The 21,380-nt window shown below is 68.0% G+C and carries 15 protein-coding genes and 1 pseudogene; 11 read left to right on the top strand and 5 right to left on the bottom strand.

The annotated features are described in order from the left end of the window. Nucleotides 1–76: 76 nt before the first annotated feature. Both IT779_RS32765 and IT779_RS32760 read left to right on the top strand, forming a co-directional pair. Nucleotides 77–724 (top strand): annotated as a pseudogene (locus tag IT779_RS32765) (DUF4389 domain-containing protein); the annotation flags it as partial. Beyond that, entirely contained in the window at nucleotides 717–2,117 is a 1,401-nt protein-coding gene (locus tag IT779_RS32760; protein WP_196153357.1) for a wax ester/triacylglycerol synthase family O-acyltransferase, read from the top strand. The pseudogene IT779_RS32765 and the gene IT779_RS32760, both read left to right, overlap by 8 nt. Before the next feature lie 176 nt (nucleotides 2,118–2,293). Here the strand turns inward: IT779_RS32760 and IT779_RS32755 are convergent, their stop codons facing one another. The 5 genes from IT779_RS32755 to IT779_RS32735 form a co-directional block, all read right to left on the bottom strand. Beyond that, complete coding sequence (locus tag IT779_RS32755; RefSeq protein ID WP_196153356.1) at nucleotides 2,294–3,169, bottom strand: universal stress protein; 876 nt, start codon at nucleotides 3,167–3,169, stop codon at nucleotides 2,294–2,296. Nucleotides 3,170–3,246: 77 nt separating this feature from the next. Continuing rightward, on the bottom strand, nucleotides 3,247–3,774 hold the full coding sequence (locus IT779_RS32750; RefSeq protein ID WP_196153355.1) for a flavodoxin family protein: 528 nt from the start codon (nucleotides 3,772–3,774) through the stop codon (nucleotides 3,247–3,249). Between the two features lie 181 nt (nucleotides 3,775–3,955). Continuing rightward, nucleotides 3,956–5,287, bottom strand: a complete 1,332-nt coding sequence (locus IT779_RS32745; RefSeq protein WP_196153354.1) for a family 1 glycosylhydrolase — start codon at nucleotides 5,285–5,287, stop codon at nucleotides 3,956–3,958. Between the two features lie 283 nt (nucleotides 5,288–5,570). Then, nucleotides 5,571–6,566 carry a phosphotransferase family protein gene (locus tag IT779_RS32740; protein WP_196153391.1) on the bottom strand — a complete coding sequence of 332 codons (996 nt, stop codon included), beginning with the start codon at nucleotides 6,564–6,566 and terminating at the stop codon, nucleotides 5,571–5,573. A 390-nt stretch (nucleotides 6,567–6,956) separates the two neighbouring features. Continuing rightward, a complete protein-coding gene (locus IT779_RS32735; RefSeq protein WP_196153353.1) occupies nucleotides 6,957–7,568 on the bottom strand; it encodes a TetR/AcrR family transcriptional regulator in 612 nt (203 codons plus the stop codon). A 466-nt stretch (nucleotides 7,569–8,034) separates the two neighbouring features. Between IT779_RS32735 and IT779_RS32730 the strand changes: the two genes are divergently transcribed. From IT779_RS32730 to IT779_RS32690, 9 genes are all read left to right on the top strand, one after another. Then, nucleotides 8,035–10,305: a molybdopterin-dependent oxidoreductase gene (locus IT779_RS32730; protein WP_198429197.1), complete on the top strand. Its 2,271-nt coding sequence runs from the start codon at nucleotides 8,035–8,037 to the stop codon at nucleotides 10,303–10,305. Then, nucleotides 10,305–11,915 (top strand): FAD-dependent oxidoreductase, encoded by a 1,611-nt coding sequence (locus tag IT779_RS32725; RefSeq protein WP_196153352.1) that lies wholly within the window; start codon nucleotides 10,305–10,307, stop codon nucleotides 11,913–11,915. Before IT779_RS32730 ends, IT779_RS32725 begins: the two co-directional genes overlap by 1 nt. 70 nt (nucleotides 11,916–11,985) lie before the next feature. Further along, nucleotides 11,986–13,506 carry a class I adenylate-forming enzyme family protein gene (locus IT779_RS32720; RefSeq protein WP_196153351.1) on the top strand — a complete coding sequence of 507 codons (1,521 nt, stop codon included), beginning with the start codon at nucleotides 11,986–11,988 and terminating at the stop codon, nucleotides 13,504–13,506. Nucleotides 13,507–13,672: 166 nt separating this feature from the next. Further along, a complete protein-coding gene (locus tag IT779_RS32715; protein ID WP_196153389.1) occupies nucleotides 13,673–15,160 on the top strand; it encodes an acetyl-CoA acetyltransferase in 1,488 nt (495 codons plus the stop codon). A 128-nt stretch (nucleotides 15,161–15,288) separates the two neighbouring features. After that, complete coding sequence (locus tag IT779_RS32710) at nucleotides 15,289–15,603, top strand: hypothetical protein (RefSeq protein ID WP_196153350.1); 315 nt, start codon at nucleotides 15,289–15,291, stop codon at nucleotides 15,601–15,603. Next, a complete protein-coding gene (locus tag IT779_RS32705; protein WP_196153349.1) occupies nucleotides 15,600–16,055 on the top strand; it encodes a Zn-ribbon domain-containing OB-fold protein in 456 nt (151 codons plus the stop codon). The genes IT779_RS32710 and IT779_RS32705 overlap by 4 nt, the downstream gene beginning before the upstream one ends. Further along, nucleotides 16,052–17,236, top strand: coding sequence for a thiolase C-terminal domain-containing protein (locus IT779_RS32700; RefSeq protein WP_196153348.1), 1,185 nt, complete (start codon nucleotides 16,052–16,054; stop codon nucleotides 17,234–17,236). Before IT779_RS32705 ends, IT779_RS32700 begins: the two co-directional genes overlap by 4 nt. A gap of 15 nt (nucleotides 17,237–17,251) precedes the next feature. Continuing rightward, the gene (locus tag IT779_RS32695; protein ID WP_196153347.1) at nucleotides 17,252–18,700 is read left to right on the top strand and encodes an aldehyde dehydrogenase; all 1,449 of its coding nucleotides are present in this window, start codon (nucleotides 17,252–17,254) and stop codon (nucleotides 18,698–18,700) included. Nucleotides 18,701–18,739: 39 nt separating this feature from the next. Continuing rightward, nucleotides 18,740–21,205 (top strand): CaiB/BaiF CoA transferase family protein, encoded by a 2,466-nt coding sequence (locus IT779_RS32690; RefSeq protein WP_196153346.1) that lies wholly within the window; start codon nucleotides 18,740–18,742, stop codon nucleotides 21,203–21,205. Nucleotides 21,206–21,380 lie beyond the last annotated feature (175 nt).

Here is a 21,380-nt window from a genome sequence, read left to right as displayed (position 1 = left end):
TGCCGCTGGAGTGCGACCGTCGTGATACCGCAGAGAAGAGGAGCAGTGCCCCGTGAACACGAGATCCGATGCGCCCTATCCGGTCCGCTTGACGGGTGAACTGGACGAACCGCTGTCGCGCTGGCTGTGGCTGGTGAAATGGGTGCTGATCATTCCGCACATCGTCGTTTTGGTGTTCCTCTGGATCGGCTTCGCCGTGTCGACGGTGGTCGCGGGCTTCGCGATCCTGTTCACCGGCAGGTATCCGCGGGCCCTGTTCGACTTCACCGTGGGGGTCATCCGCTGGAATTGGCGCGTCCAATTCTATTCCTACGCCGCACTCGGCACCGATCGCTACCCGCCGTTCACGCTGCGCCGAACCGACTATCCCGCCGATTTCGACGTCGACTACCCGCAACGTCTGTCGCGCGGGCTCGTGCTGGTCAAGTGGTGGTTGCTGGCGATTCCGCACTACCTGGTGGTGATGGCCATGCTCGGCGGCGGCGTGAGTGTCGCCTCCAGCGGCGAAGGCGACGACATCATCCCGTTGCTCGGCATACTCGTCCTCATCGCCGCCGTTGTGGTGCTGTTCACCGCTTCCTATCCGCGCGGGGTGTTCGATTTCCTGCTCGGGATCAATCGCTGGTTCTATCGCGTGCTCGCCTACGCCGCACTGATGCGTGACGAGTACCCGCCGTTGCGGCTCGACCAAGGCCCGAAGGAGCCGGTGGTCGGCGATGACTGAACTGCGGCTGCTCGATTCGGGATTCATCGAATTGGAGGACGCCGACCAGCACGTCAGCGCGGGTATCGGAGTCGTCGCGATCATCGCGGGCGCGCCGCCGACTCGGGCGGAGTTCACCGTCGAACTGTCGCGGCGGGTGGCGGCGGACGCCCGGTTGCGCAGGCGAGTGCGCAGGACGCCGTGGGATCTGGCCGCCCCACGGTGGGAGGACGATCCCGACTTCGACGTGGCCCGTCACCTGCGATGGACCGCGGTGCCGCGGCCCTGTGACGACCGGGCGCTGTTCGAGCTGGTCGCGACCGCGATGGAGGAACGACTGGATCGAGATCACCCGCTGTGGCAGTGCGTGGTCGTGGAGCGGCTGGACGCGGACCGCTGGGCGATACTCGTCAAAGCCCATCACAGCATGGTCGACGGAATCTCGGGCATCGCGCTGTTCCAGCGCTTGTGCGACGACCCGGACGGAACTGCCGTCCGCAGGTCGCGGCATTCGACGCGCCCGGGGTGGAACGTGCGGGATGTGGTCGTCAAGGGGATGCGCCTGCCTGTCGATGTGCCGCGCTTGCTGTTGGGCACTGTCCGTGCGGCGGCGCCTCTGGTGGTCGATGTCGTCCGGCCCGCGCCGACGACCTCGTTGAACGGGTCGATAGGACGACGACGTCGATACGCGCCGGCGCGCGCCTCGTTGACCGAGGTCAAGGAGATAGGCGCGGCCTTCGGCGCCACGGTCAACGATGTGGCCCTCGCCGCCCTCGCGGCGGCTTTCCGCGCGCTGCTGGTACACCGGGGCGAGGATCCGACCGCCGAGGAGGTGCGCGTTCTCGCACCCGTGTCGACTCGTTCGCCCGGCGCCGATTCCCGTCTGGGCAACAAGGTTTCGATCATGCTCCCGGTGCTGCCGGTCGCTACGGCCGATCCCGTCGAGCAGTTGGCCGCGGTACACGCGGAGACGGCATCGCACAAGAAGAGCGGCGAAGCGGGCGCCGCCGATTTGATCATCACCGCGGCCGGACTGCTGCCGTTCGTCTCGGTGGCCTGGGCCTTGCGTCTCGCGTCGCACTTTCCGCAACACGGCGTGGCGTGCCTGGCGACCAATGTGCCCGGTCCCGACAAACGTTTGTTCTTCGGCGGACGGGAGGTGCTCGAGATTTCGCCGTATGTCCCCATCGCCCTGCGGCTGCGTACCGGGATCGGAATCCTGAGCTATCACGATCAGCTGCGTTTCGGCATCACCGGCGACTACGACTCCACACCCGACATCGAGCTGTTCGCCACGGAAATCGAACGGGCCGTCGCACGTCTGCTGAAGTGTGCGCGAGACCTGTCCGACGATCAGCCGCGCGGTCGTTCGGACGAATTCGATCGCCATCGCCGTGGTCCACGCCAGTCCTGAGGTATCGGTGCCAGTCCTGAGGTATCGGTTGCGGCGCCGACCGGAACCAACCGCGAAGTCCTGTCCCTTGGCGCGGGACAGGACTTCGTCTGCGTGGTCGCGTTCTCCACACCGGGCAGTGTCTGTCCCCGGCGATGTCTATCTCGAAGATGCCGTCGGCGCTCGGACAGCGCTGGTCATCTGCCCCGGGCGATGACAACGGGACATTCGGCGGCATGGAGCACCGCGTTGCCGACCGATCCGAGCGTCATTCCGGGGAATCCTCCGCGGCCGTGGCTCCCCACGACGATCAGCTGCGCGTGTTCGGCGGCGGCGAGGATGCGTTCGGCGGGACTGTCCTCGACCACCACTCGGCGGACCTCGACCTCGGGGTATTTCTCGGCGTATCCCGCAGTGGTCCGGGCGAGTAGCTCCTCGGCCTCGTTCTGCATCTCCGCGCGGGGGATGTACCGATAGAACTCCGACCAGGTGAGCACCGCGACGAGTTCGGCATCCCGGCGTGCGGCTTCGTCGAAGGCGACGTCCAGCGCGAGTTCGCTGCCGCGGGAGCCATCGACGCCGACTACGACCGGACCGTGGCTCCGATCCGGTTCCAACTCACGCGCGGGCGGGATCACCGCCACCGGACAGTGCGCCTGCCGGGTCAGGGAGGTGCTCACCGATCCGAGCAACCACCGACGCAGGGCGCCGCGGCCGTGCGTGCCGACCACGAGTAGACGGGCGTGTTCGGACAGGTCACGCAGTAGGGGAATCGGGTGCTCCTGCACGACGGTGGTCTCGATGTCGATCGAACGGATCGGCGCGGCGGCGGCAGCCGCCGATTCGCGTGCGGCCGCCACGTTCGCCGCGGCGGTCTGCCGGTAACTCTCGTAGTCGATCTGACCGAGCGCGACACCGGGGCCGTATTCGACGGGGATGTCGATCGCGCACACGATACGCAGCGGCGCGCCGTGACGGGCGGCGGCGACGGCGGCCCATCGCACCGCGTCGCTCGCGGAGTCCGAGCCGTCGGTGCCGACGAGCACCGCGGGATTGACACTGGACGATGACATGAGACTTCGCTTTCGGAGTCGGGTTCAGCCGGAATGGACGACGCCGTGCGCCGCTTCGAATGGTTCGAATCGCCGCGTCATTGTCGGGGGGACAGGCGCGCGGACTCCTGCTGGGCCAGGCGTCGCCCCCAAGCGCGCGCTCGTTCCACTTCGCCCGCGACGAGCGGACCCTCGAGGCCGCCGACGAAGAAGTCGACCGGTGCGTCGGCCAGCTCGTACCCGGAACGGCGCAGTCGCCGTCCCACGCCGCGCGCGGCCGAGCCCGGTAACCAACGGGGGGTCGCGGCCTTGGTGCCGAATGCCGCGGCGCGCGTGCCTCGCGGCGGCATCGATACTCCGTCCAACCATTCGCGCATGCCGAAGTCCACGCTGACCGGACTGTCGGTCTTGGTGGCGGCATCACCGCGCGTGCGCGGACGACTGAGGCCGAAAGCATGGGTGGGACCGCCGACCACGAGCAGATCCACGGGTGCGTCGGGCACTTCCGCGGCGGTCACCACATCGAGGACATCGACTTCGCCGCGGTCGCGCAAGCCGTCCGCGATGGCCTCGGCGATGGCTCGGGTATTGCCGAACATCGATTCGTAGACGATACGTGCCCGCATGGCGACCTCCGGTCGGCGCGATAATCAAGCGGAATTGATGATCTCGACAGTAGGTTCGCCGGAGGGCGGGACATAGTGCCGAACCGGCCTACGCCGAGGGACTTCTGTCCCATGATCGGACCGGGTCGGCGGAATCCTCGGGTGTTCGCGGGGCGGTGCCGTCCGTAGCGTGGTCTGCGCCTCAGTTCGGGACGGTGAGAGGGTCGGTGCAGCTCGTCGGGATGTCTACGAGGGAGCACGGGGTGGGGGGTCGAGTGGGGCGGTAGTTCGACGGGACGCCGCCCGCGTGCACGATGTCGGTGTAGGTGGCGACGGCGTCGGTGGGGCGGCGGGTGAGGCTGGGGTCGTTCAAGATGTCGACGGTGTACAGGCCGAATCGGGCCGAGTAGGTGCCCCATTCGTAGTTGTCGGTGATGCTCCAATAGTCGTAGCCCATGACGTTCATGCCGTCGGCTTTCGCGCGCTGGATCCAGTAGATGCTGTCGCGCAGGTTGTCCGAGCGGGTATAGCCGTCGAAGCGCGGCAGGCCGTTGTCGGTGGGCATGCCGTTCTCCATGATGTAGAGCGGCTTGTCGGGGAAGGCGCGCGAATAGTGTTGGAGGGCATAGTAGATGCCTTCGGGCTGGAGGGAGTTCTTCCAGGGCTCGGCGAAATCGGTGGAGGTGGTCAGTGTGTCGGGAGCCAGGCCGTAGTAGTAGTCGATGCCGATGAAGTCGAGTTTGTCGGCGATGCGGTCGACGACCGGCCAATCGTTGACGACGTCGACGACAGCGGAGAGATAGGCGATATTGCTGGTGACCATCGCGGTGGGATGGACCCGATGGATGTAGTCGTAGATGCTGCGGTGTGCCCGGACGATTCCGTCGAGCATCATCGGCACGTCGGTGGGGGAGAGGCCACCGTGACTCACCTCGAGGTAGGCGTTGAGCGCGGGTTCGTTGAAGGTGGTCCACAGCGGGTCCGCGCCCGCGTACCGGTCGACTACCCGCTGCGCGTTCGCGAGCCAGTCCGGTACGAAGGTCGGGGAGGCCCATCCGCCCCTGTCGGCCTCCCAGCCGGGATAGACCCAGTGATCGAGGGAGATCATCGGGCGCATGCCCGCGGCTCTGATCGCGCCGATCACTTCGTCGTAGAACCGGAATCCGTTCTCGTCCCACACTCCGGGGGCAGGCTGCAGCCGGGCCCATTCGATGCCGGTGCCGTATACCTTGATTCCCAACTGCGCGGCCAGCGCGATGTCCGAGCGGAAGCGGTTGAGGAAGTCGACCGAGTCGAGCAGCGGATCGGGGGTCTTGCCCGCCGCGATGTATCGGGACCAATTGCTGTCGGGCGCATGCCCTTCGGACTGGTAGCCCGATGACGCGATACCCCAGAGAAAGTCGGGGCCGAGCGGGGCGAGTTGGTCCGGGGGTGTGGGGCGGGCGGATGCGGACGTGGCGGTGCATGTGAGCAGCGCTGCCGCCACGGTCGCGAGGACGACCAGGAGATGGGATCGGCGATCGGCGGGTTGCATCGAGAAAGTCCCCCTTCCGTATGGTGCCGGGTCGCGGACCGACCACGGGCACCCGTCACTGATGGATGCGGTGTCGCGTGTTCTCCTCGACACCTTCGGTGCGGCACTGATGGTACTTATAGAGTTCTGAAAGTACCAGGGCGTGTTGGTGTCGGGCCGGTGGCGCCCCTCGGGGAAGTCGACGGCTGTAGCCCGCCACGCCGCAGTCGAGGCGTTCCACACCCGACCCTTGGATGGCGGAATGGGCGGTGGCACGCGGCCAGGCCCGGTTCCGGCGGGGGATCTACCTGAGGTGCAGCGCCTGAAGTCCTGCGGCCATGAACTCCGGTGTGGCATGGGAGGCTTGGAGGTTTTCCGTGGTATCCGCGCTTTTTCCAGCGCGGTAGGCGATGCCCTCGGAGATGACTCCGAGTTTGAAGTTGGCGAGGGCAAGGTATCGGTTCCAGTGGGGGAGGTCGCGCCCCGAGGCCAGGCAGTACTGTTGCGCCAGCTCGTCCGGCGAAGGCAGTCGTGGACTCGTCCACGCCGCGCTCGTGCCGAGTACGAGGTCGAATGTCGGTGAGCGGTAGGCGCACATGAGTGCGATATCGGTGAGCGGGTCGCCGATGGTCGAGAGTTCCCAGTCGACTACGGCGCGCACGACCGCCGGGTCGTCGTCGTCGAGAATGGTGTTGTCGATGCGGAAATCGCCGTGGACTATGGCCTCGCTCGGCGGCGGGTCGAAATCCGACAGTGCCGCGGCGAGTCTCGCCGCGTCGGGGAGCTCGCGAGTGTGCACCTCGTCCCACTGGCGTGCCCAGCGGCGCACCTGACGGGAGACGTAGCCCTGCGGGCGGCCGAAGTCGGTCAGGCCGAGCGCGCGATAGTCGAGGGCGTGCAACCGGGCGAGAAGTTGGACGAGTGATCGCGCGCAGCGCTGAACCTGGTCGTCGCCGAGTGCGGCCAGCTCGTTCTGGTCGCGGAGCACCTGTCCGGTGACGAATTCGGTAACGGTGCACGGTGCGCCGAGCACTGTTCCTTCCTTGTCGATCGCGATTGTTCTCGGGACCGGGATCGTGGTGTCGTACAGAGCTTTGGTGACCGTGTACTCGCGGACCATGTCGTGGGCGGACGGAGTGCGGCCTGCCAGTGGTGGCCTGCGGACGATCCATGTGGTGTGTCCGTCGGTGACCGCACAGGTCAGATTGGATCGGCCGCCGCTGATCGGCTCGGCGTGCAGTTCGCCGCCGAGTGCGATGCTGCGGTCTGCCATGAATCGCGTGAGCGCGCGGATGTCCATTCCCGGCACAGCCACCGTGACCTCGTCCCATGTAGAGCCTTACCGAGCGATCGCTCGGTAGTGGCTCGACGGTCACACGGATCATGTCGCGAGTCAAGCCCATGTTGCGCAGAGTTCGAGGTGCGTTGGTGATGTCTCTGTTCAGGAATGCTGAACAGCGTCGCCGCGTTCGGTTCCTACGGGTCGCGACGGCCTCGGCGCGGAGCATCTTCGACTTGCCCGACCCGCGGCCCGCGCGCATCGAATACTCGACTCGGAGAAGACGATGGGCGGCAACCGGCTCGCGCGGACACTCGAGCGACAGCGGACTCGGCGTGCGGTCGGAACGCCGAAATCACTTGGCGCGCATGTATATTGCGGAGAGGTGAGCGAGGGTGCCTGGTCGATGCTTCAGTTGGCGGGCGGTACGAAGGCGGGCAGGACGAAGGTTTCGAGCATCTGCCGGTGGGACGGATCATCGGGGTTCTCGAAGTCCAAGCGGCCGACGAGAATCAGCTGGACGAGTCCGAGCCATTCGCAGGCTTGCTCGTTGTCGATGTCGTCACGCATTTCTCCGCGTGCGCGTGCCTTGTCGAATATCGGCCCCCACATTTCCAGTGTCAGGCTGCTGGCCAGGTGTGAGGTTCCGACCACGGCGGTGGCGAGGTCCATGTGCTCGGGGGTGACGATGAGGCGAATCAGCGGATCCTTGCGACCGTGATCGACGAGGTAGATGAGCCCCTCGATGAGCTGGTCGCGGAAGGTCTCCTGTTCGAGGACGAACTCGGTGCCCTTGACGAAGAGTTTTCGTGAGCGCATTCGGATCAACTCCGCCACCAACGTGTCGCGGTCGCGGAAGTAGCGATAGATGGTGGGGCGCGAAACTCCGGATGCCTTGGCGATGTCGTCCATGGTGGTCTTGGCGACACCGAAATGCAGGAAGGTCGACTGCGCGGCTTCGAGGATCTGCGCGCGCGCTTCGTCGGCATCCCCGCTGAGCGCGTTGGTGTTGCGTCGAGCCATTCGGAGTCCTACCTTCCGGGCGCCGTGCAGTGGACAGCACGACACTACTCGTAGAACGTTTGCCTGCGGCGATGCGTGTTCGGGCGCCCGTTCGAATGGGATCGGCGGATCGTGTCGACGTCGCCGCGATGGGGATCAGGGGCGGATGGCTCCCGCTGTCCTGTTCGTCCCGCTGTGCTGTTCGTCGCCGAGCTCGTCGGCGACCGCCGTGCCATGGGGATCGCGGGCCGCGACAAGATGGGGAATCGCGGAAGACCTCGATTCGGAGATCGCCGCGCTTCGCGGCGGTGATCGTCGCCGTTTCTCGCCTGGCCAATTGGGAGCGGCATAGTCCTGACATCTCAAATGTATTGGAGAGATCCATCTTTCGGCTTCATGGTGGGTCTAATTCGAAATGGGGGTTGCGTCATGAATCTACAGGCATTAGATTTCTGGCCAGGTGGCCTGCGATGACGAGGAGTGCGAATTGAACCTCGGAGACCTACACGGTCCGGTGCCGAGCGGCGCCGGACCGGTCGCGCGCACCGGGCACAGGATCTGCCCGCTGTGCGAGTCGACCTGCGGGTTGATTTTCGAACTCGAGGGTCGTGCGGTGACCCGCGTCGCGCCCAACCCCGAGGACCTGATGAGCGCCGGGCACAGTTGCGCGAAGGGACTCGGACTCGCCCGTCTCGAGGGCGACCCGGACCGGATTCGGGTTCCGCTGCTCCGCGCCGGGGACGGAAGCTTTCGCGAGGCGACGTGGACGGAGGCGTTCGAGGAGATCGGGAAGCGGCTTCCGGAATTCGTCGCCGATCCGGGCAGTTGCGCGCTCTACCACGGCAATCCGGCCGCTCACCACTTGGATTCGACATTCTACCTGGGTGAACTGATCGGGGCGCTCGGCACGAGGAACGTGTTCTCGCCCGCCAGTGTCGACACCTGGCCGAAGAACGTGGCCCACCTGCTGCTGTACGGTTCCGGGCTGGGGATGAGTCTGCCCGATATCGACCGCACCGACTACCTGTTGGTGCTCGGTTCGAATCCGCTGGTCTCCAACGGCAGCACGATCACCGCGCCGGGTATGGACCGTAGGCTGCGTGCGTTGCGTGAGCGCGGCGGCACGCTCGTGGTGGTCGACCCGGTACGGACCCGGACCGCGGAGGTCGCCGACACGCACGTGGCGATCCGGCCCGGCACCGACGCGCTGTTCCTGCTCGGGCTACTCGCCGTCGTCGCGACCGAGGACTTGGCTCGCCCGGAGCGGGTGCCGAGGGTGGTGGATGGATTCGACGAGGTGCTGGCGCTCGCGGCCGAGTATTCCCCCGAGATCGTCGCGCCGGTGTGCGGTGTCGACCCTGACCTGATTCGGGCGGTGGCGCGCGGGTTCGCGACCGCGCCCTCGGCGGTGGCGCATTCGCGCATGGGCACCTGCATGCAGGAATTCGGCACGCTCGCGAATTGGCTGGTCGAGGTGTTGACGATCGTCACGGGCAATGTGGACCGCCCCGGCGGCGCGATGTTCACGTTGCCGCCCGCGGGCGGGCCGAACACCTGGCCGGTCAGCAAGCCGCCACGGCTCACTTTCGATCGGTGGCGGTCGCGGGTGCGTGGACTGCCGGAGGCACTGGGGGAACTGCCCGCGGTGTGCTTGGCGGAGGAGATTCTCACCCCCGGTCCCGGACGCGTCCGTGCCCTGATCACGCTGGCGGGCAACCCGGCGCGTTCGCTGCCCAACAGCGCCGCGGTCGAACAGGCGCTGCGCGAAGTCGAGTTCATGGTGTCGGTGGATTGCTATCTCAACGAGACCACGCGCTACGCCGATGTCATCCTGCCGCCGCCACCGCTGGCGACCCGCGGTCACCACGACGTGACGCTGGCGCACTTCCAGGTGCGCAACGTGGCGCGCTACACCCCGCCGCTGCTCGAACTCGGCGCGGGCGAACTCGCCGAGTGGGAGATCCTGCTGCGACTGGCGGCCATCGCCCGCGGCGTTCCCGATCTGTCGACGGAGCGACTGGACGACGAGGTGGCCGCCGTCGCGGTCCGCCGCGCCGCGAAATTGGCCGGTTGTGAACCGGAGCGGGTCGAACGCGCGACGCGCGATCGTCGCGGTCCCGCGCGGCTGCTCGATCTTCGACTGCGCAGTGGGCCGTACGGCGACCGATTCGGCGAAGTGGAGGGCGGGCTGACGCTCGCGCTGCTCGAAGCGAATCCGAACGGCATCGACTACGGCCCGATGCGGCCGCGGCTGCCCGAAGTGCTGCGCACTCCGAACGGGCGGATCGACCTGATGCCGGAGTTGATCGTGGCGGACCTCCCACGATTGCGCGCGAGCATGTCGCGCGGCCACGACGGATTGTTGCTGATCAATCGACGTCAGCGCCGCGGGATGAACTCCTGGCTGCACAACGCGCTGCCGCAACCCGACGAAGGTCAGTGCGCGCTGCTGATGAGCCCGGCGGACGCCGCCGAGTCGAACCTGGTCGACGGTGACCGCGTGACGATCACCTCCCGAATCGCGGCTGTCCGAACGGAACTGCGGATCGACCGCACACTGCGGCCGGGCGTGGTGAGCATGCCGCACGGCTGGGGGCACGACGGGCCGGGCCTCGGCACCGGGCGGTCGGCCGCGGTTCCCGGCGCCAACTACAACGTGCTGATCGATGACGAGCAAGACCTCGAGGCGGTCACCGCGTCCCCGATCTTCTACGGCGTGCCGGTCACCGTGACACGCGCGAGCGAAGGGCGAGACTGATGGCGTACGTGGTCACCCAGAACTGTTGCAACGACGCGACCTGCGTCGCGGTGTGCCCCGTCGACTGTATCCACCCGACACCGGAGGAACGGGAGTACGCGAGCGCCGAGATGCTCTACATCGATCCCGGCGCCTGCATCGACTGTGGCGCCTGCGCCGAGGTGTGCCCGGTCGACGCGATCGTCCCCGACGACATGTTGAGCGCCGAACAGCGGCGATACCCCGAGATCAATCTCGAGTACTTCGCACACGGTTCCCGTCCTCCCGCCGAGGACCCGCGGATGCCGTCGCTCCCGATCCTGTCCGGGGGCGCACGCGAAGCGCGGACGCTGCGGGTGGCGATCGTCGGTTCGGGACCGGCGGCGTGCTACGCCGCCGAAGAGTTGCTGACCCGAAGTGACATCGCCGCGCGGGTCACCATGCTCGAACGGCTGCCTGTCGCGGGTGGGTTGGTCAGGTTCGGGGTCGCCCCGGATCACTGGCGTACCAGGGATGTGGGCCGGGTGTTCGACCGGACCGCCCGCCGCGATGGTTTCGCCCTCTACCTGGGTGTCGACGTCGGCGTCGATATCACCGTCTCGGAATTGCTGGCCCACCACCACGCGGTCGTCTACGCCTCGGGCGCGAGCGGAGACCGGCGCCTCGGCATCGAAGGCGAGCGACTGCCCGGCAGCCACGCCGCGCGGGAGTTCGTGGCCTGGTACAACGGCCACCCCGACCACGCCTCGCGCGTCTTCGACCTGTCCGGACCCCGCGCGGTGGTGGTCGGCAACGGCAACGTCGCGCTCGATGTCGCCCGGATGCTCGTGTCGGGCCCGGAAACCTTGAGCCGCACCGATATCGCCGACCACGCGCTCACGACGCTGACCGACAGCGCGGTCGAGGAAGTGATCGTCCTCGGCAGACGCGGGGCCGAGCATGCGGCCTGGACCACTCCGGAACTCCTGGCGCTGGGATCGCTGCCCGGGATCGACGTCTGTGTGGACGGCGCTGTAGCGGCCGGTGACAGCGCGAAACTGCGGATTCTGTCCGAATACGCGGCGCGGCGGATCACCCCGGGCAACAAAAGGATCGTCCTGCGATTCGGTTGCACACCACTCGAGATAGTCGGGGCGGATCGGGTCGAGGGAATACGGGTCACCGATGCCACGGCGGACGCCGAAGAACTCATCGACTGCGGCTTGGTCCTGCGGGCGATCGGGTATCGAGGTGAGCCGGTCGCGGATCTGCCCTACGACGAGGCGAGCGGGACGGTCACCAATCTCGCGGGCCGGGTCGTCGGCGGTCACGGGCCGATACCGGGTGTGTATGTGGCGGGGTGGATCAAACGCGGCGCCACCGGAGTCATCGGTACCAATCGGTACTGTGCCGCCGAATCTGTCGCGCGTTTGGTCGATGATTTCCACGACGGTCTGCTCGCCGAGCCGGAACCAGCGCCCGATCTGTTCCGAGGGCTGCTCCGGTCTCGTAGGCCGGAAATGCTCGACGCGTCCGACTGGCGTGCGATCGATCGGTACGAACGAGCGGCGGGGTGGGCGGCGGGTAGGCCGCGCGTGAAAGTCGTCGACCCGGCGGTGGCACGGGAAATCGCCAGGGCGGCTCGGGCATGAGCCGCGTCGGGGCGCGGGTGCCATCGGTGCCTGCGGCGGGCCGTCGGCGGAACCTCGGGAAAGGCGTTTCATGAGATCTGTCATCGACGCGCTGACCTATTGGGCGCGCGCGGTCGCCGATCAGCCCGCCATCGACTTCGCCGGAGACGTTGTCACCTACCGTGACCTCGACAACTGGGCCGACGGTGTCGCCGCGGACCTCACCGCGCGCGGTGTGCGCGCGGGCGACCGGGTCGCCTGTGTGGGCGTCAACTCGCTCGGATGGTGCGCGGCGGCGCTCGGCGCGCTGAAGGTCGGCGCGATCTGCGCGCCGTTCAATCATCGGCTGCTCGCGGCCGAGTTGGCCGTGCTCGTCGCGGACTGCGAGCCCACCGTCGTCTACTGCGATCGTGAGCTGCGCCCACGGCTCGAACAAGTGCGGGCGAGCGGCGGGGAGTTCGAGATCGCCGAATTCGACCGCGATGTCGATCCGCTGCGCGGCATCTCGAACCCGCGGTTCTGCCCGCCGATCGTCGAGGAGTCGACGCCGACCGCGATCGTCTACACCAGCGGCACCACCGGACGACCCAAAGGCGTGGTGTTCACGCACGCGACGATCGCCGGAGTGACGCACGAGTGGTCGCTGATCGAGCCGAGAGAGCCGAACCGTCTGCGGCCGCTGCTTGTGCTGCCACTGTTCAGCGCGGCAGGAATCATCTGGGGAATCGCACGGACGCTGATACAGGGCGGCACCCTGCTGCTGCAACCGGGCTTCGATCCCGCCGCCGCGCTCCGCGTGCTGATCGAGAGCCGCCCCTGCACACTGACCGGCCCACCGATCCTGTGGGAGCAACTCGCACGCGTCCCCGGATTCGCCGACGCGGACCTGAGCCATCTGAGTACCGCCCATGTCGGCGGCGCGCGGGTGCCGCCCGACCTCGCCGGAGTCTGGTCCGCCAGGGGCGTTCGGCTGCGACAACTGTACGGGCAGACCGAGATCGGTGGTTCGGCCACGGTCATGCCCCGCGCCGAGGCCGCCGAGCATCCCGACAAGTGTGGACACGGCGGCATCTTCACCAAGATCAGAGTTGTCGGTGCGCACGGAACCGATTGCGAGCCGAACGAAGTCGGCGAAATCCTGCTGCGCGGCCCTGGCATGATGCCGGGTTACTGGCGCGACGAGGAGGCGAGTCGCGCCGTCCTGGTCGACGGCTGGCTTCGCACCGGCGATCTCGGGACGCTGGACGAGAACGGCTGTCTGACCTTCGTCGACCGACTCAAGGACATGATCATCTCCGGCGGCCTCAACATCTCGCCCGCCGAGATCGAACAGGTCCTCGACCGGATGGAGGGCATCGAGGAGGTGGCGGTGATCAGCGTCGCGGACGCGAAGTTCGGCGAGACGCCCGCCGCGATCGTGAGAGCCGAGACCGGGCTCACCGTCGCGGATGTCGTCGAGCACTGCGACCGCAACCTCGCCGACTACAAGGTGCCGCGCTACGTGGTGTTCGCCGAAGTTCCGTTGCCGCGGCTGCCGAGCGGGAAGATCGCCAAACGCAGCTTGCGCGAGACCTACGCGGATCTACCCCTGCGCTACCCGAAAGTGCGATGACGGAGACGATCAGCGGGGGTATCGGGGCGCGAGACCAGCTCGGCCGATCGGACACAAAGAATTGCGAGGATGTCGTGAAACGCTGGAAACCGAGATGTTCGACCACGACCGTCGGCGGCTGTCCGAAACCGCGGAGTCGGCGGCGATTTCGGGGCGCGGTGCGGCCATGAGCCTCGATCCGAGAACCCCGGTGCTCGTCGGTGGCGGCCAGGTCGACGGTCGTGCCGGTGCGCGCGAACCCGTCGACCTGATCGTGGCGGCGGCCCGTGCCGCCGCCGATGAGGCCGGTAGCGAGAAGGCGCTCGAACTCGTCGATTCCGTGCGGCTGGTCGGCATGCTGTCGTGGCGATACCGCGATCCCGGTGCGCTGGTCGGTGCGCGGATCGGCGCGACGCCGCGCCACACCGGCTACACCGGTAGCGGCGGCAGTACCCCGCAGGTCCTGGTGAACGGTGCGTGCGAGGACATCGCGGCGGGTCGCGCGGATGTCGTGCTCGTCGGCGGGGCGGAGTCGTGGCGGACCCGTATGCGGGAGCGGGCACGCGGAGTTCGCCCGGACTGGACCGTGCAGGACGAGTCGGTCGCGAAGGCCGAGTCGCTGGTCGACGAAGTGCCAATGCGGTCGGTCACCGAGCAGCGTGCGCGGCTCGACCGGCCCGCCTACGTCTACCCGCTGTTCGAACAGGCGCTGCGGGTCGGCGCGGGCCGCTCCACCGAGGCGCATCGGGCGCTGATCGGTGCGCTGTGGTCGGGCTTCAGCGAGGTCGCGGTGTCCAATCCGCACGCGTGGACGCGCCGCGGATACACCGCCGCCGAGATCATCACGCCGTCGGCGGACAATCGCTGGATCAGCCTGCCCTATACGAAGTTGCTGAATTCCAACAATATGGTCGACCAGGGCGCCGCGTTGTTGCTGTGTTCGGTCGAGGCCGCCGCCCGACTCGGCATCTCCCGTGACAAGTGGGTGTTTCCCCACGCGGGCGTCGAGGCGCACGACACCTTCGATATCGCGGAACGCGCGGCGCTCGACCGCTCGCCCGCCATCCGCGTCGCGGGCGCCCGCGTCCTCGAACTGTCCGGTATCGGCGTCGATGACCTCGCGCACGTGGACGTGTATTCGTGCTTCCCGTCCGCGGTGCAGGTGGCCGCCGCCGAACTCGGTCTGCCGCTGCGTGATTCGCGACGACCGCTCACCGTGACGGGTGGGCTGAGCTTCGCGGGCGGGCCGTGGAACAACTACAGCACGCACGCCATCGCGACATTGGCCACCCGGCTGCGCGAATCGCCCGCGGACTACGGGTTGATCACCGCCAACGGCGGCTACCTGACCAAGCACGCCTTCGGGGTCTACCGAACGGAGCCGCCGAAGGCGGGCTTCCGGCGCGAGAACGTGCAGGCGCTGGTCGATCGAGAACCGACGACAACGGCGCATCCCGACTTCGTCGGCGTCGCCTCGGTGGAGTCGTGGACGGTGGCATACGACCGCGCGGGCGCACCCGAACGCGGGTTCGTCGCCGCGCGAACACCGGACGGTGGTCGAACGCTCGCGAGCGCCGTCCACCCCGACACGCTGGCCCGGTTGATCGAGGTCGACGTCGCCGGTGCGTCGATCGGGGTTCGCGCGGACGGCGAGTTCGAATTCGCCCGCGAGTAGCCGAACGGCCCGCGCCGACTCGCTCGCCGGGCGACATTGCCTACATTAATCTAATGGCTTAAGGTTAATTTCATTCGATCGAGATCGATTCGCCCCGGCTCGACGCATCCCGAAGAAGGAGTTTCGACATGTCAACGGAGGATTTCGCCGAACTGTACGAACGACACGTCGGAAAGGTCGTATCCGGCGACATCGGAGCCGCGTTGGCCGACATCGCCGAAGAGAACCTCGCGACCGCGTTCGACGGTGTCGTCGTCCCCCGCGCGGCGGTGGACGCGTTCGAGATCAAGAATGTCCGCGTCGAGGGCGGCGCCGGTATCGGCGAGACGGTGTACCAGACCGCCGACGGTCCGATCGGGCTCCGTTCCATCTGGGAAACGCGCGACGGCCGGTGGAAGGCAGTCGCACTCGAGAACTTCCCGGTCGCCGGGACGCTCTCGTGAGCGAGCGTCGGCCCCCCGCGCTCGATCTGCCCTGGGGCCCGGAGCCCGACGGGCTCGACCAGCCGTACTGGGACGGCTTGCGCGCCGGTGAACTGCGACTGCAACGGTGCGGGCGGTGCCGCGAGTGGATCTGGGGCCCGCAATGGATCTGCGGCAACTGCTACACCTTCGACCCCGGCTGGGAACCGGTCGAACCGAGCGGCGTCGTCTACAGCTGGTCGCGCAGCCACTACCCGTTCATCACCGAACTCGCCCATCGGGTGCCATACACGACCGTCCTCGTCGCATTGCCCGACGCCGGTGACCGCAGAGTACTCGGCATCCTCCTCGGAGACGGCACGGATCAGGTGCGCATCGGCGACCACGTGATCGGGGAATTCGAACTCGAGGAAGGCGCCACATGGCCGCTGCTGCGCTGGCGCCGCTCGGCACGGTCGGGAGATCGGGCATGAGCGGCGTTCGCCTGCGTGGCGTCGCCGCCGTTGTCGGCGTCGCCGAATCGCATTACCGGCGTGGTGAATCGCCGCACGGCGAGCTGCGCATGACGTTGGAGGCGATCGTGGCGGCGTGCGCCGACGCGGGAATCTCGCCGAGCGAACTAGACGGCTTCGTCTCCTACGCGGGCGGCGGCCACGACGGCGCGACCCTCGGCGGCGCACTCCGCGTCGAGGACGTTCGGTGGTCGACCATGATGTGGGGCGGTGGCGGCGGGTCGGTAGCCGCCGCGATCAACAACGCCGCGGTGGCCATCGCCACCGGACAGGCCGAGGCGGTCGTCGTCTACCGCGCGATGGCGCAGCAGGACACCGGTCGCCTCGGCTATGCCAAATACTTCTACGGGCCGCACTACCTCGCGCACGGCGTCGGTTCGCCCGCCCAGGTATGCGCGTTGCGGACCCAACGCCTGCTCGAACACGACGGCGTGCCACGGGAGGCGATGCGTTCCCTGGTACTGGCCGCCTACCGGCACGCCCAGAACAACCCGACCGCCGCCGGATACGGCAAGCCGCTGGACGAGGCCGCCTATGCGGGTTCGCGGCTGATCACCGAACCCTTCCACCTCTTCGACTGCTCGCGCGAGAGCGACGGCGCGGCCGCCCTGGTACTGGTCGGCGCCGAGCGCGCGCGACAGATCCGTCCGGACGCGGCCTACTGGCTGGCAGGGGCGCAGGGCGCGCCGGGAGGCTACTCCTCGATCGTCGACAACGACGACATGTACACCAGCGCGGGCTTCGCCGGTCGTCCCGGTCGCGCGGGCGTCGCCGATCGGCTCTGGGCGGGCGCGGCGCTCGGGCCCGAGGACGTGGACGTCGTGCAGGTGTACGAGAACTTCAGCGGTCCGGCGGTCGCCGCGTTGATCGATCATCGGCTCGTCCCGCCGGGACCGGCCGCGGGCGACGTGCTCACCGTCGACAATCTGACGGCCGGTATCGGGAAACTTCCGGTCAATACCAGCGGCGGGAACATCGCCGACTCGTTCGTCAACGGCATGGGGCTCGCCGTCGAAGCCGTACGCCAGATCCGCGGCAGTTCCACCAACCCGGTTCCCGGCGCGCGGACCTCGTTGTTCATCGGCGGCCCGATGGCGCCGCTGGTCAGCTCGACGCTGTTCGGCCACGAAGACACCCTCTGACAGCCAAGGATCGACATGGACACCAACACTCTGGACCGCCCCGCCTTGTTCGTCGATGGCGAGTGGACACTGCCGGAACACGGCGACGGTTTGGAGGTGCTCGAGGCCGCCACCGGAACGACACTCGGCTGGTCGGCGACGGCGAGCGAAACCGATATCGACGCAGCGGTCGGGTCGGCGGGACGTGCGCTGATCGGGTGGCGTGCCCTCGCGCCCGCGCGGCGCGCCGAGCACCTGGATCGTTTCGCCGCGGCGTTGCACGCACGCGCCAAGCAGACCGCGGCACTGACCAGCCGCGAGAACGGAATGCCGATAAGACTGTCGGTCGGCGTCAACGGCTACGCGCCGGGCCTCATGATGAAGTACTACGCCGACCTGATTCGATCGGTCGATCGCGACGATGTACGCCCGAGCGCGCTCGGCGGCCGCACCGTGGTGCGGCGCGAACCGGTCGGCGTGGTCGCGGCGATCACGCCGTGGAACTATCCGCAATCCATCGCCGCGATGAAGATCGCGCCCGCCTTGGCCGCGGGCTGCACGGTCGTTCTCAAACCCGCACCCGAAACATCCCTGGACGCTTTCGTTTTCGCGGACGCGGCAGTCGAAGCGGGCCTGCCCGCGGGTGTCGTGAATGTGGTACCGGGCGGCCGAGAGGTCGGTGCGCACCTGGTCCGGCATCCCGGCGTCGACAAGGTGGCTTTCACCGGCTCGACCCCCGCGGGCCGCGCCATCGGCGAAGTGTGTGGGCGGCTCCTGCGCCCCGTGACCCTCGAACTGGGCGGCAAGTCGGCGTCGATCGTGACCGTCGACGCCGATCTGGAACTCTTCGCCGCGAAACTGCTCGAAGTATCGCTGGTGAACAACGGCCAGACCTGCCACGCGGGCACCAGGATCCTCGCGCCCCGAGCGCTGTACTCCCAGGTGGTCGAGCTGGTGACCGAAACCGTGCGCGGCCTGGTGATCGGTGACCCGCTCGACCGCTCGACGCAGATCGGGCCGCTCGTCAGCGCCGCGCAGCGCGATCGAGTGCTCGGGTACATCGATATGGGACGAGCCGCGGGATACCGCGTCACCACGGGCGGCGGCGCGGTGGCGCAGCGGGGGGCGGGATGGTTCGTCGAACCCACGGTGTTCGAGGGCGTCGACAACGCGGCACGCATCGCGCGGGAGGAAATCTTCGGTCCGGTGCTGACGATCACCGAGTACGAAGACGAAGACGAGGCGGTCGCGATCGCCAACGACTCCGACTACGGCCTCGGCGGCACCGTGTGGACCTCCGACGAGGAGCGCGGCCTCGCCCTGGCCGATCGAATCCACAGCGGAACGGTCGGCGTCAACCACTACGCGCTCGACCTGGCGGCGCCTTTCGGCGGTGTCAAGGCATCGGGTCTCGGGCGTGAGCTCGGCCCGGAAGGGCTCACGCCCTACTACAGCGCGAAATCCATTTACTTCGGGGCGCTCTGAGCAGGAGCGCTACCTCGCACGGATCACACGGAGCAGACGATGGCACTTCCCTTGCACGGGATTCGCGTACTCGACCTCACCGACGGGCTCGGTGAGTCCTGCGGCCGATACCTCGCCGACCTCGGGGCGGAAGTGATCCGGGTGGAGCCCCCGACCGGATCACGCTCCCGGCATGCGACACCTGTCGTCGACGGGATCAGCATCCCGTTCGCGCTCCACAACGCGAACAAGCTGGGAATCACCGTCGACCTCGACGACGAGGGGGGCCGCGATCGGTTCCGCGCGCTCGCCGCGACCGCGGACATCGTCGTCGAATCCCTCGGGCCCGGCGTGCTCGAGGACCGCGGTGTCGGGGCGAACGACATCCGCGGCGCCACACCCGAATTGGTCTGGGTCTCGATCACCGGTTTCGGACGGACCGGGCCGTACCGGCGCTGGGTCGCGAGTGAGCCGGTGTTGTACGCGATGTCAGGAGTCCTGTCACGATCGGGAGCTCCCGGCGCCGAGCCGTTGCTGCCACCGCCCGGCCTGGTGGAGGGGACCGTCGGTGTGCACGCCGCGTGGGCGGCACTGCTCGCCTACTACCGGCGTCTCGAGACCGGCAGTGGGGAATCGGTGGATCTGTCCGCGTACGAGGCCATGGTCCACGGTTTCGACCCCGGCTTCGGCACCCAGGGTTCGGCGGCGGCGGGTCGGTCGGAGGATTTTCCTCGCGACCGGCCGAACGCGGCGGAATTCTATCCGGTGTTCCCGTGCAAGGACGGTCAGGTGCGTATCTGTCTGCTGGCGCGGCGCCAGTGGCGCGCGATGTTCGAATGGCTCGGAGCGCCCGCCGAATTCGCCGATCCGAGATACGACACCATTCCCGCCAGGTTCGCGGCCGCGGCCCGACTGCGTCCGCTGATCGAAGCGCTGTTCGCGGAGCGCACCCAGGGGGAACTCGTCGCCGAGGGGGCGCGGCGGGGTGTACCCGTCGGTGGCGTGCACTCGCTGACCGAGGTGCTCGAGACCGAGCATTTCGCGGTGTCCGGCGCGATCGTCGACGCGGAGATCGCCGCCGGACGCCGGGCGCGGGTGCCGTCCGGATACCTTCGAATCGGCGGCGAGCGCGCCGGGATCCGTGGTCGGGCGCCCGAACTCGGGGAGCACGACGATTCCGTGTCGATGCGCTCCGTGCCCGCGAGCGCGGTCCGCGGCGCCGGTCGCCGAAGTCCGGATACCGCGCCGCTGGACGGGTTGCGTGTCCTCGACCTCGGTGTCATCGTGTTCGGCGCCGAACTGAGCCGCCAGTTCGCCGACTACGGCGCCGATGTCGTCAAGATCGAGAACACGAACTTCCCGGACGGCTTGCGCCAGTCCAAACGCGGCGCGGCTCTGGCCGCGTCCGTGGCGTGGGGGCATCGCAACAAGCGCAGCCTCGGCCTCGATCTGCGCAGTCCACGGGGAGCCGAGATATTCCGTCGATTGGTCGCGGACGCCGACGTCGTGCTCGCGAACTTCAAACCGGGAACCCTGGCATCGATGGGGTTTTCCTACGCGGCGCTGGCCGAGATCAATCCCGGCATAGTGGTATCCGAATCCAGCGCGTTCGGTGACGCGGGTCCCTGGCGAACGCGGCTCGGGTACGGCCCGTTGGTGCGCGCGTCGTGCGGTGTCTCGGCGCTGTGGCGCTATCCCGACAACGACGAACTGCTGTGCGACGGCGCCACCGTCTACCCCGACCACATCGCGGCACACGTCACGGCGGTCGGGGTGCTCGCGTCGCTGATCGAGCGCACCCGAACCGCACGTGGCGCACATCTGGAAGTGGCGCAAGCTGATACGGCGCTCGTGCAACTCGGTACCCAACTCGTCGTCGACGGGCTGCGGCCGGGGACCGTCCGCGCGACCGGCAACTCCGACCCCGATGCCGCGCCGAGCGGGGTGTACGCGTGTCGCGGCGAGGACGAGTGGTGTGTGGTCACGGTTCGCGAGGATCGCGAGTGGTTCGCGCTGTGCGAGGCGTTGGACCGTCCCGACCTGGCGGCCGACGCGCGATTCGCCACGGCGGCAGGCCGTGTCGCCGATCGAGGCGAGATCGAGTCCGTGCTCGCCGCTTGGCTGCGTGAGCGCGAGCCCGGCGTCGCCGCGGCGAGTCTGCAAGAGGCGGGCGTGCCAGCGGGCGCGATGGCGCGGTTGCCGCAACTGCTCGACGACCCACAGTTGAGCGAGCGGATCTCGTTCACGACGATCGAGCACCCGCTGCTGCTCGCCGGGCTGCCCGGCGTCGCGCGCGCCGCGGCGTTCACCGAGATCGCCGACCCGCCGGTGCGGCCAGCGCCGGTCGCGGGCGAGCAGACACGGTCGATCTGCGGCGAACTGCTCGGCATGGGAGCCGAGGAGATCGATGAATTGGTGCGCGCGGGCGTGCTGCAACCGCCGCCGAGCGACGCATCGACGCAGCTCGCGGTGGTCGCGGAAGTTCGCACCGGAACCGTTGTCGACGCGACCGGTGTCGGCCGATGACAATTACAGCGAAACAATTGACATCTGACGATGTTTGTATTTTGATGTGAGATGTAGGTCACTACTCGAACGGTGAGTGACACGCCGCACGCGGCGCTTCGTCGCCGCGAACCCCGACCGCGCCTACCCGAACGCCGTGCCCCTCGGACTCCCGCGCGGCAGTCGAGGTCACCGA

The sequence above is a fragment of the Nocardia bovistercoris genome (assembly GCF_015674855.1).
Classification (GTDB): Bacteria; Actinomycetota; Actinomycetes; order Mycobacteriales; family Mycobacteriaceae; genus Nocardia; species Nocardia bovistercoris.
This window is presented reverse-complemented; position numbering and strand designations above follow the sequence as displayed.